The 10,871-nt window shown below is 50.9% G+C and carries 11 protein-coding genes; 10 read left to right on the top strand and 1 reads right to left on the bottom strand.

The features are described from left to right. Positions 1-47: 47 nt before the first annotated feature. From MHH48_RS23290 to MHH48_RS23255, 8 genes are all read left to right on the top strand, one after another. On the top strand, positions 48-191 hold the full coding sequence (locus MHH48_RS23290; RefSeq protein ID WP_179090702.1) for a hypothetical protein: 144 nt from the start codon (positions 48-50) through the stop codon (positions 189-191). Between the two features lie 239 nt (positions 192-430). Continuing rightward, the gene (gene rplS, locus MHH48_RS23285; RefSeq protein WP_015736355.1) at positions 431-775 is read left to right on the top strand and encodes a 50S ribosomal protein L19; all 345 of its coding nucleotides are present in this window, start codon (positions 431-433) and stop codon (positions 773-775) included. A gap of 102 nt (positions 776-877) precedes the next feature. Further along, on the top strand, positions 878-1,492 hold the full coding sequence (gene lepB, locus MHH48_RS23280) for a signal peptidase I (protein WP_076325014.1): 615 nt from the start codon (positions 878-880) through the stop codon (positions 1,490-1,492). Positions 1,493-1,547: 55 nt separating this feature from the next. Further along, positions 1,548-2,414 carry a ribosome biogenesis GTPase YlqF gene (gene ylqF / locus MHH48_RS23275; RefSeq protein WP_076325013.1) on the top strand — a complete coding sequence of 289 codons (867 nt, stop codon included), beginning with the start codon at positions 1,548-1,550 and terminating at the stop codon, positions 2,412-2,414. Positions 2,415-2,768: 354 nt separating this feature from the next. Then, complete coding sequence (locus MHH48_RS23270; protein WP_076325012.1) at positions 2,769-3,386, top strand: ribonuclease HII; 618 nt, start codon at positions 2,769-2,771, stop codon at positions 3,384-3,386. 80 nt (positions 3,387-3,466) lie between these two features. Continuing rightward, complete coding sequence (locus MHH48_RS23265) at positions 3,467-5,443, top strand: hypothetical protein (protein ID WP_076325011.1); 1,977 nt, start codon at positions 3,467-3,469, stop codon at positions 5,441-5,443. Continuing rightward, the gene (locus MHH48_RS23260) at positions 5,440-5,751 is read left to right on the top strand and encodes an EscU/YscU/HrcU family type III secretion system export apparatus switch protein (protein ID WP_076325010.1); all 312 of its coding nucleotides are present in this window, start codon (positions 5,440-5,442) and stop codon (positions 5,749-5,751) included. Before MHH48_RS23265 ends, MHH48_RS23260 begins: the two co-directional genes overlap by 4 nt. Further along, positions 5,751-6,134: a YraN family protein gene (locus MHH48_RS23255; RefSeq protein WP_076325009.1), complete on the top strand. Its 384-nt coding sequence runs from the start codon at positions 5,751-5,753 to the stop codon at positions 6,132-6,134. The genes MHH48_RS23260 and MHH48_RS23255 overlap by 1 nt, the downstream gene beginning before the upstream one ends. Positions 6,135-6,286: 152 nt before the next feature. On the opposite strand, the gene MHH48_RS23250 is transcribed toward MHH48_RS23255, so the two are convergent. Continuing rightward, positions 6,287-7,897 (bottom strand): YifB family Mg chelatase-like AAA ATPase, encoded by a 1,611-nt coding sequence (locus tag MHH48_RS23250; protein ID WP_076325008.1) that lies wholly within the window; start codon positions 7,895-7,897, stop codon positions 6,287-6,289. A gap of 374 nt (positions 7,898-8,271) precedes the next feature. On the opposite strand from MHH48_RS23250, the gene MHH48_RS23245 reads away from it, so the two are divergent. Both MHH48_RS23245 and MHH48_RS23240 read left to right on the top strand, forming a co-directional pair. Further along, complete coding sequence (locus MHH48_RS23245) at positions 8,272-9,807, top strand: extracellular solute-binding protein (RefSeq protein ID WP_076325007.1); 1,536 nt, start codon at positions 8,272-8,274, stop codon at positions 9,805-9,807. 140 nt (positions 9,808-9,947) lie between these two features. Next, complete coding sequence (locus MHH48_RS23240) at positions 9,948-10,865, top strand: ABC transporter permease subunit (RefSeq protein ID WP_076325006.1); 918 nt, start codon at positions 9,948-9,950, stop codon at positions 10,863-10,865. Positions 10,866-10,871 lie beyond the last annotated feature (6 nt).

Genomic DNA, 10,871 nt, shown 5'->3' with positions numbered 1-10,871 from the left:
GTAATATGTAACTGGAGAATCACTTGAGAACTGGGAGGCATCTTGTCATGGCAGAACATCGACAACAACATGAAGCGAAAATAGAAGAAACAACAAATACAGAAGTTCAATTTCAAACGGTAGATGACATCCTTGAATACTATGGCAAGCGTCATAAGGGCATGCACGACTCGAAAGAAACCGTAAATTAAGGTGAGGCTAACCGCTTTCGGCATGATTTTTCATGCTGGAAGTGGTTTTTTATGGACCAGAGCTAGGAGAAAAAGCTGGTTTATGCATGAGGGTGTAAAGATAAAACACTTGATTCGGTCTACAAAATATGTTATCATTTCTTTTGTTGTGAATACGGTGGTCCGCTGCGGATAATGAAGGAAATACATAGAGTTTCCGGAAGATGCAAGAACACCTGTGTGAGAGGAGGGAGTCATAGATGAATATCGTTCAAGCGATTACTCAAGAACAACTTCGTAAAGATATTCCGAGCTTTCGTCCTGGTGATACTTTAAAAGTACACGTTAAGGTTATCGAGGGAACTCGTGAGCGTATCCAGTTGTTTGAAGGTGTAGTAATTAAACGTCGCGGTGGCGGAATCAGTGAGACTTTTACCGTTCGTAAAATTTCTTACGGTGTTGGTGTGGAAAGAACTTTCCCAATCAACTCGCCTAAAATCGATAAAATCGAAGTGGCTCGCCGTGGTAAAGTGCGTCGTGCGAAGCTTTATTATCTTCGTGAACTGCGCGGTAAAGCAGCGAGAATTAAAGAAATTCGTCGTTAATTACAAGGCAGTAAAAGGGGCTTGTGCGTATATACAAGCCCCTTTTGTATATCCAAAAATCGCTATAATGCGAAAGCGATCTATAGAGAAGGACGGTGGGTTATGGAGAAAGATCAACACCAGGAGGCAATTGAAACCAACGTGGGGAAACCGGCCAAAAAGGCTAAGAACGAGCTTGTAGAATGGCTGAAGGCTCTTCTCATTGCTCTGGTTCTCGTCGTTCTCATTCGCTGGCTTCTCTTTAAACCGTTTATTGTGCAGGGTCCATCCATGGAACCTAACTTTGTATCCAATCAGAAGCTGATCGTCAATGAGATTTTATATGATATCCGTAAACCCGAGCGTGGAGAAGTTATCGTATTCCATGTTCCTGATGAGGGCAGGGATTTCATTAAACGCGTGATCGCAGTTGCTGGTGATACGGTTAAAGTTGAAGGCGATAAAGTGCTTGTCAATGGGGAGCCTGTGAATGAAACCTACATACAGGAAGCGATTGATCAAGCCCATGCTGAAAACAGATTATACAATAACACAGATTTCCCGAACTCGTTCGTTCAGGATGGTGTTGTGCCAGATGGTCATGTGTTTGTGATGGGAGATAACCGCTCCAACAGCACGGACAGCCGTATGATAGGATATGTTCCTTTGGGGGATATTATCGGGCGAGCAGACTTGATCTTCTGGCCGATTAAAGACATAGGGCTCATCAACCATTAGCCAAGGCGCTAAAGAAACGATGAAAGTTTGCAGTGCAAAGTAGAGGTGACGACGTTTGACAATACAATGGTTTCCCGGACATATGACCAAAGCGCGCCGCCAAATTCAGGAGAAGCTGAAGCTGATCGATGCTGTAATTGAACTGACCGATGCGAGGCTTCCGCTCTCAAGCCGAAATCCGATGATTGACGAGATTTTGCAGGGCAAGCCGCGGCTCATTATTATGAATAAAGCCGATTTGGCAGATCCTGAGGTCACAAGGCAATGGCAAGCCCACTTCAAGGAAAATGGCCTAACCGCCTTTCCTGTAGATGCATCCACAGGGACAGGTGTTAAGGATATTCCGAACCAGATTAAGCTGCTGCTGAAAGAGAAGATCGATAAACAAATAGCCAAGGGCATGAACCCGCGAGCTATGCGTGTGTTGATTGTAGGTATACCGAATGTAGGCAAATCCACGCTGATTAACCGTCTTGCTGGTCGTAACATTGCGGAGACGGGAGACCGTCCGGGTGTCACGAAAGGACAACAGTGGATTAAGGTTGCTGGTGGTGAGATGGAATTGCTGGATACACCCGGCATCCTGTGGCCAAAATTCGAGGATCAGAATGTAGGGTATCGTCTTGCGGTAACCGGCGCCATCAAAGAGGAAATATTGAACGTAGAGGATATTGCCTTTTTTGCGATCAAATATTTCTCCAACTATTATTGGGAATCGATGAGCGAACGTTTTGATCTTAAGGAGCGCCCAACAGATCTGGATAACCCGGATGAAATTGTGGCGATAATGGAAGCGATCGGAAGAAAACGAGGCTGCATCGTCAGCGGAGGAAGAGTCGATCTGGAAAAAGCCTCGAGCATTTTCCTACGTGAACTACGCGCAGGCAAGCTTGGGCGTTATTCGATGGAATCCCCTTATTGATTCAATAGGGTGAACGAGAGCTATCTTCCACTAGTTTAAACCAAAAAATAACCATTCTGCCGGTTAACGGCGGAATGGTTATTTTTTATGGATCAGATCAGGAGGAGATTAGACTGCATTGATTCTATCTAGTTTAACTCGGTAGATGCTCTGAAGATCGACTTCGTTTGATGTGCGTGACTTGTTTGGACCGGCATTTTCGCATCATCTCCAGCAGGAAAGGGGGGTTAAAGGGTGACGCTCTGTGGCGAGTGTGATAATCTAGAAGAGTTACTAGATTGATAGAACGTGTTTGATACACCGTATGTACAGACATCAAACAAGCGGTAATTCGGAACCAAAGGGGTTAAACCTATGACAGATTTATTAATGTACGAGCGTGAGTACTGGAGCCGTTATATACATATTGCAGGTATTGACGAAGTAGGCCGCGGCTGTTTGTTCGGCGACGTGGTCGCTGCGGCGGTTGTTTTGCCGGAGGGGTTAGTGATTGAAGGGATCAATGATTCGAAGAAACTCAGTGCCAAGAAGCGGGAAACCCTCTATGATCTCATCATGGAACAGGCGCTGGCGGTTGGCGTTGGTTTGGTGGATGCGGAAACGATTGACCGAATTAACATCAAACAAGCCGCAAGGCTTGCCATGAAGATGGCTATGGAGCAATTGGCTGTTACTCCCCAGTTTCTGCTTGTTGATGCCGAGAAGGTGGATTGCGATATTCCCCAGCGTGCCATCATTAAAGGCGACGCTAACAGCCAGTCCATTGCTGCGGCCTCCATTATTGCCAAGGTCACTCGCGACAGATTGTGCGAAGGGGAATGGGAGACGCGTTATCCGGAATACGGAATCGCCGTACATAAAGGCTACGCTACCAAGTTTCACCGTGAACAGCTGCAGCTGCACGGACCTACCGCTATGCATAGAAGAAGCTTTCTGAAAAATATGGAGATTGAGCAATTGTCCTTATTCTAGATTTCGATGCAGCCCGCCCTCGTCAAAAGGCGGGCTGCTGCCGATATATAAGGTAAACAGAAGGTGTGGGAGGAACTATCGTGAACATCGGATCGTTGATTCGCGGCCTCCTGGGAGAGCAAAAGCCGGGAGACGCCAAGACGTTGGAATTAAAACCGGGTCAGGTCGTTCGCGGTGTTGTTATGAACGTATCGGAAGACGGACAAGAAGCCGTGGTGCAGATCCAGGGCGTTCAAGTGAAGGCGAAGCTGGAAACGCCGCTTCGAGCCGGGGAAACTGCCCTTCTGCAAGTTCAGCCGCCGGGAGAGGGAGGGACGGCCGTTCTCAAGCCGCTTAGTCAAACGCCGGGACAGCCGCTGTCCCCGTCTTCCATGGCTGAGGTGCTGGATTTTGCCGGTCTTCCGGATACGAAGGAAAACCGCGAAATGATCCGGGGTATGCAGAACGCGGGAGTTCCGCTAACGAAGGACAATATCGCCATGTTCCGCGAGGCATTGGCCGTGAAGCCTCCGCAGATTCCCGCGGCGGAATGGGCGGAGTCGGCTGCGATTGCGTTTCACCGCGGACTGCCGATTACCCCCGAAAGCGTGAAGGGACTGCATCAAGCGGTATTCGGGCCCCAGCTGCATCAACTACTGCAGTCGTTGGAGCAGCAGCTGGCGTCTGCTTTAAGCGCAGGTAGTGGAGGTTTGGTGGATGCGGGGAAACAAGCAGCATCCGGAGCACCTCCCACGGTTGGCGGTGAGGCCTCCGCTGGCAGTGTCACGCAGGCCGGCTCAGGTCAGCAAGCGCTGCTGACCAAGCTGCAAGGCTTGCTGCAGCAGCTGCGCGGCGAGCTCGCGCAGCCATGGGCCAGCGGCGGCACGGCAACGCCTGCCGCCGGTCAACCCGCCGCCGTGGCCATGGGCCCGGCGGCAGCTCCAGGCGAAGGTGCCGCAGGCCCTTCGCCAAAGCCGCCCACCCCCAGCGCGGAGCCGTGGGTGGGGCGGCTCTTGAAGCTGCTCGGTGCGGAGCACGAGCAGCAAGCCCTGCGCGGGGCCGGTACGGGCCCCGCGGGCGAAGCGGCGCGCACGGGTAGCGCCGCACCACCTGCCGGGCAGCAGGCAGCCGCGCAGCCCAGCAGCAACACGGCCGCGGGCGCGGCTCCAGGAGCGAATGCGGCCGTGCCAGCACACACTCCTGCTCCAGCTGCGAGTGCTGCTGCACCGCTGCCCGCCGCAGCTGAGCCAAGCGCTGCCGCGGCAGGCCAAGCAGGCGGACAAGCAGCTTCCCAGCCAGCAGCACCTGCCCCTAGCAGCAGTGGCGCAGCAGCGATTACACCTGGGGCTCTTGGCACGCCAGGGAATGCGGCGAATGCGAGCCAGCAAGCTGCTGCGAATGCTCAGGCCGGTGCTGTGAATCAACAGGGCTTGACGCAGCCAGTTGTGCCATCCGGGCAGCAGAATATCGCCCAAGGCGTACAGCAAGCCGTTATGGCCTCAACGCCATCGGGTGAATCGGCGCTTGCCCTGCAAGACACACTGAAGGGAGTGTTGCTTCAGGTGTTGTCCAGCCAGGATGCGCCGCCTGCGCTAAAGGAAGCGGCACAGCAAGTCGTTCAGCATTTAACGGGCCAGCAGCTCTTGCTAAACACCGATCGAACAGCACCTTTCGCACAGGTTACCATGTTCATACCTCTGCATGGGGTCGACGGGGAACAGACGGCATCCGTACATATTCAATCCCGCAGAGGCCGAAAAGGCGAGCTGGATGCAACCAACTGCAGGCTGTTGTTCGACTTGGACATGAAATTTCTAGGCCCGACCTTGATCGATGTGCAGGTCGTTGACCGGATTGTCAGCCTCAGCTTTCGGAATGATCAGAGTTACGCCGCGGAGCTGTTTGAGGGGAAAAAGCAAGAGTTGGCTCAGGCTGTTTCGTCTATCGGCTATCAATTGCTTAGCGTAAAAACAGAACCGCTACCCTTAGTTGCACCGCTTACTTCAGACGCGTCCGTGCAGGGAACGGCGGCAGAATACACCCCGCAAACCTATAAAGGGGTGGATATGCGGATATGAGCAAGGAAGAGAAAGAGCAAGGACAAATAACGGCCATGAAAAAGGCGGTCGCCCTTAAATATACGCCTGGCGAGAGTGAAGCACCGATTGTGGTTGCCAAAGGGCAAGGGAAATTGGCGGAGTCTATATTAGACAAGGCCAAAGAGCATGGCGTCCCTGTCCAAGAAGATGCAGCTTTGGTGGAGATTCTCTCTAAGCTGGATCTGGATCAGCAGATTCCGGAGGTGCTATACCAGCTTGTAGCGGAAGTGTTGACATATGTTTATCGTGCGGATCGTGAAGCGAAGGATGGAGGGATGATGCCCTAATGAACTCGCCATCCGGTAAAAAGGACAGCCGCAAGCAAAAAGGAGCCGCTGCCGAAGAGCTGGCGGCCGCTTCCCTGATTGAAAAAGGATACCGGATTTTGGACCGCAATTGGCGCTGCCGCTTTGGAGAACTGGACATCGTTGCTGAAACAGGGGAGACCCTTGTGGTAATTGAGGTCAGAAGCCGAAGCGGAACGAATAGCTTCGGCACGCCTGCCGAGTCCGTGAATGCTCGCAAAGTGATGCAGGTCCGAAACACGGCCCAGCAGTACGTTCATCATAAGCGTTATTATGACCGGCCAATCCGTTTTGATGTTATCTCCGTTATGCTTCGCGCGGATCTGACGTCTGTCTCGATGGATCATATCGAGAATGCATTTTGATGGGTACGAGCCGAAGCAGCCATAACAAAGAAGGTGATAGGAGCTGAGCTCCATCACCTTCTTTGCGTATGACAGGTTTATTTTATGCAATAGGAGCAAACTTCCAGTCTTCATGAGTCATCAGCCTGATGACCATGGGCTATTGTCTTTCATCAACGAGTTGTTTCTTCGGCAGTGATATATTGTCGATCCAGCTGACGGTATTGAATCGCTTCAGCGATATGTTGGCTTTGTATTGCATCGGATGCCTCCAGATCGGCAATGGTTCTGGCCAGCTTCAGGATTCGGTCATAAGCGCGCATGCTCAGGCCCAGCGTATCGATTGTCGCTTGCAGGAGCTCTGCCGAGTCCTTGTCCAGCACCGCATGTTTCCTCAGGAAGCTGCCGAACAGTTCGCTGTTCCAGCTGAACGGGAGCTGTTTATAGCGTTCCAATTGAATCGTTTGTGCCGCATAGACTTGATCCCGCATTTGCTCGGATGATATAGGTATTGCGCTTCCCGGCCATTCCTTAGGCCGAGGCACGTCTACTTGAAGGTCGATCCGATCCATCAAGGGCCCCGATATTCTAGCGCGGTATTGAGCGATTCGGGTAACGCTGCACGTGCAGCGTTGATGGGGGTGATCACTGCCGTAATAACCGCACGGACAGGGATTCATCGAACAAGCGAGCATGAAGTGCGCAGGGAAGGTAAATACCGCTCGTGCCCGGCTGATGGTTACTTCGCGATCCTCCAGGGGCTGTCGCAGCACCTCCAGAACATGCCTCGAGAACTCGGGGAGCTCATCCAGGAAGAGAATGCCTTTATGGGCCAGACTGACTTCCCCCGGCTTCGGAATGGTGCCGCCTCCGATGAGCCCGCCAGCCGAGATGGTATGGTGAGGGGACCGAAAGGGGCGTCTTGTCATCAACCCGTCGGATGGCTTTAGCTTTCCGGCAGCGCTGAAGATTTTCGTTGTAGTCAACGCTTCTTGGTCCGCCAGCGGCGGCAGTATGGTGGGGAGGCGTTTCATGAGCATCGTTTTTCCAGTACCCGGGGGCCCAATGAGCAGAATATTGTGCATGCCTGCGGCAGCAATGGTCAGGGCACGTTTGATATGCTGCTGACCGATCACATCTCTATAGTCTTCCAGCTGCTTGTCCTGCAGGCCGTTCACATGGGTTCTGCTTGTATGCGTCGACCGATCATATCTGAGCTTTGACAGCGAAACGGTAAAGCTTGTAGCTCCTCCAGCTTCACTATCAAGGATGTTCTCATCGGGCTCTTCCTGGATAAGCTCCTTTAAATGCTGGAGCCCATAGACCTCGATCCCCCCGATCAATGCAGCTTCCGGAGCATTTTCGCGCGGAAGAAGAACCCCGGCATACCCTTCCTTTTTCGCTTGCTCTACCATCGGCAATACCCCTGTGATGGGCCTAAGTGTACCATCCAGTGCAAGTTCGCCCAGGATCAACATTTGCCCGGCATTCGAAAAGGTCCATTGCTCGCTTGTTAGCAATATGCCGACGGCGATCGCCAGATCGAAGGAAGAGCCCTCTTTGCGCAGATCTGCCGGTGCAAGATTGACGGTTATCCGTTTTAAGGGATAGGTAAAACCGCAGTTTTTAATCGATGCCCGAACCCGCTCAATAGATTCGCGAATGGAGGAATCAGGCAGACCGATGATAGAAGTTTGGGGCAGCCCGTTCGCCAGGTCCACCTCCACCTGGATGACAACGCCGTCAATGCCGTGCAAGCAAGCGCTATGAAGTTTTCCGTACATAAATGAAAGCACCTCATTTCTGATATCAGTGGATTGAATCGTAATAGAACATCCAAGATTCGAAAAGGGTGCTTCCTCATTTTCGCTGTGTGACTCTAGTCCGTATTGTAAAATTTTCCTTCCCGACTGTCAATTCGCACTATGCAAGAAACTCCATTCAATAGGCAAGGGCCCATCCGTGGTGCGGGATCTGAGCGGTGAATGTACCGTAGTTCAGAAAGTTGCCACTTTTTCAGAATCGTAGCTACAGGCAATAACGGGAAGGAATGTCAATAGTCAACGCACCGGTTCGTAAGTAGAATCAAAATCATAAACGACATGCTGCCTTAAGAGCGGCTGGCGTTACATCATCATACATAAGGGAGAGGGCTCGCGTGAAAATTTGGAACCGAAAGCTCGGGTTGCTGGCATTAGCTGCCATTATAACCGGCACGTTATTGAGCGGATGCTCAAAAGAAAACGCGGTAAAGGAGGAGAATCATGAAAACGTCGCCTTAGGTAAGGAAGTCACACTAGAGATGATGACTTTCTCTCATACGAACTGGCCGTATAAAGAAAATTGGCCGATTTATAAGTACTTGAAAGAAGAAACCGGCATCTCCTTCAAGGTACAACCTGTGATGAGTGATTACACCACAACGATGAACCTGGCGATATCCTCGGGCGAGATACCGGATCTTATGATGGTCAACAGCCTGAATGCCGCCAACACGCACGGGGCAAGCGGAGCGTTTGTCGACTATTTCGAGCACTTGGATCAGATGCCGAACTACAGGAAGTTTCTCGAGGACCATCCGGAAGTAAAGGCAGCTATTCTGTCTCCCGAGGGGAAGAACTATTTTATGCCGTTGTATGGACTTGAGCAGCAATCCAGGCGGTCGTGGCTTTACCGGGACGACGTATTCGAGAAACACAATCTGACGCCGCCGACCACCTACGACGAATTGTACACGGTTGCGAAAAGATTGAAGGAAATATATCCGGAGAGCTTTCCGATTGCCGTGTTTAACGGTTTGAGTCCTCTGGTTAATATGGCACCGGCGTTTAACACCAATAGCAGCTATTATTACGATGATGAGAAGGACGAATGGCGCTACGGCCCGACAGAGGACAATTACAAGAAAATGGTTGAGTACATGAATAAGTTTTATGCGGAAGGATTGGTAGCACCTGACTTTATGGCGCATAAACGCAAGCAATTTAACGATCTGCTGCTTCAGAACAAATCGTTTATCGCCAGCGACTATATCGGCATCATGGATGAGCTTCCGTTAATGCTTGGGGATAAGGCATCCGAGTTCAGTCTCGATTATATGGTTCCTCCTGTTGGAACTCCGGATGGCAAGTCCCACAATGTATTCGCAGGATTGCAGTCCGACGGCTTTGCTGTGGCGGCAAATTCCAAGGAGCGGGATCGGCTTCTTCAGTACCTCGATTTCTTGTTCTCCCCCGAAGGAATTGAATTGGCAACTTGGGGTAGGGAAGGGGAGACATTCACAACCGAGAACGGGGCTCGCAAATTCAACGTGGATTACAAAGAGTTCGGCGACTTGAGAACCAAGACGGGCATCGCAACAATCGGGGCACATACGGTATTGGATATGACGGCTTACGAGTCCATGTATTCTCCAAAAATGCGGGAAGCGATGAAAATTGCGCCTGACCATGAAACGAAGCCGCAGCCAAGGCTCGCCTATACAAATGAAGAAAATGAAGTGCTGAGCATGGTCGGCGAAACCGTGAAAAAGTTCCATGAGGAGCAGATTGCCAAGTTCATTCTAGGACAGAAACCGATGGATGATTGGGATGCTTACGTGAACGAAGTGAACAAGCTTGGCGTGCAGCAGGTGCTGGATGTTCATAGGAGCGCTTATGAGCGGACGCAAAAGTTCCTAAACGAAGCCAAGTAAAAATTATACCTGCACGGATGTTGCCAGATGAGCGCACTGCTTTCCTTTCCCGGACCGGCTTTCGGAAGTATAGGCTGGTCCCGGTCCTTATGGGAAGGGGCCTGTAGGTCAGTTTTGATTTCGCTAAGGAGGGTACGTTTTTGCAAGCACAGAATTCGAGTTTCTTGACGAAAGTGAAGCGGGACAAATACCTGCTGCTGCTTCTTCTTCCCTGTGCTCTGTATTACATCATTTTTAAGTATGTTCCCATATTCGGCATTTCGATCGCCTTTATGGACTACAACTTATTTAAGGGGATCACGGAGAGCGACTGGGTGGGGTTCAAATATTTCAGCATGTTTTTTAATACGCCTGACTTCTGGCCTGTTCTCAGAAATACATTTCTATTGGGGTTATATAAGCTGATTTTCGGTTTTCCGGCTCCTATTATTCTTGCGTTACTCATCAATGAGGTGAGCAAATCCTTTTTGAAGCGGTTTGTCCAGACGGTCAGTTATCTTCCGCATTTCATATCCAACGTGATTGTAGCAGGAATCGCGGTCATGTTTCTGTCCCCGACAGGTGGAGTGGTCAACCAGTTGCTCAGCGCAATTGGAGTCGAGCGGATCAACTTTCTGGTTGAGGCCTCCTGGTTTAGATCGATTTATGTAACGACTGACGTATGGCAGCATATTGGATGGGGCACTATCATCTATTTGGCTGCTTTGACGGCAATCGATCCGCAATTATATGAGGCGGCACGGATGGATGGGGCTAATCGGTGGAAGCAGACGCTGAACATCACACTTCCCGGCATCGCGCCGGCGATCGTGATTATCTTGATACTTGATATCGGAAAAATACTGGAGATCGGCTTTGAGAAAGTATACCTGCTCTCGACTCCGGCCACTTATGAGACAGCCGATATTATATCCACCTATGTGTACAGGGTCGGATTAACGCAAGGCAACTACAGTTATGCCACGGCAATTGATCTGTTTACCGGCATCATCAGCTTTATCTTCATTATCGCGGCCAATTCGTTCAGCCGACGAGTCAGCGGAAGCAGCATCTGGTAAAGGAGG

The sequence above is a fragment of the Paenibacillus sp. FSL F4-0100 genome (assembly GCF_037993005.1).
Classification (GTDB): domain Bacteria; phylum Bacillota; class Bacilli; order Paenibacillales; family Paenibacillaceae; genus Paenibacillus_AQ.
The sequence above is the reverse complement of the archived record's forward strand: the minus strand, read 5'-3'. Positions and strand labels throughout refer to the sequence as shown.

What these genes read in the sequence shown, in the direction of transcription:
- rplS (WP_015736355.1), top strand. Translation starts at nt 431, where the DNA reads ATGAATATCGTTCAAGCGATTACTCAAGAACAACTTCGTAAAGATATT.
- lepB (WP_076325014.1), top strand. Translation starts at nt 878, where the DNA reads ATGGAGAAAGATCAACACCAGGAGGCAATTGAAACCAACGTGGGGAAA.
- MHH48_RS23260 (WP_076325010.1), top strand. Translation starts at nt 5,440, where the DNA reads ATGAGCAAGGAAGAGAAAGAGCAAGGACAAATAACGGCCATGAAAAAG.
- MHH48_RS23290 (WP_179090702.1), top strand. Translation starts at nt 48, where the DNA reads ATGGCAGAACATCGACAACAACATGAAGCGAAAATAGAAGAAACAACA.
- MHH48_RS23255 (WP_076325009.1), top strand. Translation starts at nt 5,751, where the DNA reads ATGAACTCGCCATCCGGTAAAAAGGACAGCCGCAAGCAAAAAGGAGCC.
- MHH48_RS23250 (WP_076325008.1), bottom strand. Translation starts at nt 7,897, where the DNA reads ATGTACGGAAAACTTCATAGCGCTTGCTTGCACGGCATTGACGGCGTT.
- MHH48_RS23270 (WP_076325012.1), top strand. Translation starts at nt 2,769, where the DNA reads ATGACAGATTTATTAATGTACGAGCGTGAGTACTGGAGCCGTTATATA.